General features: G+C 64.4%; 1 protein-coding gene. It reads right to left on the bottom strand.

From position 1 onward, the window contains the following. On the bottom strand, positions 1–264 hold a 264-nt coding region (locus tag AC1RQI_RS17250; protein ID WP_481905838.1), incomplete at both ends, for a lyase family protein.

Genomic DNA, 264 nt, shown 5'->3' with positions numbered 1-264 from the left:
GGCCCATCTTCAGCACGTCGGCGAACTCCACCGCCTTGCTCTTGAAGGCGTAGGCGAGGTCGTCGAGCGCCTTCACCAGCGGTTTCGTGGCGAAGATCAACGCGAGCCGCAGGGCTGTCGGGTAGGCGTCGTTGGTGGATTGCGCCATGTTGACGTCGTCGTTGGGGTGCAAAGCGGCGTAGTCGCCCGGCGCCCGTCCCATCAGCCTCAAGCCGACATTGGCGATGACCTCGTTGACGTTCATGTTGGTCGAGGTGCCGGCCC

Source organism: Salicola sp. AFF1, from assembly GCF_056783195.1.
The sequence above is the reverse complement of the archived record's forward strand: the minus strand, read 5'-3'. Positions and strand labels throughout refer to the sequence as shown.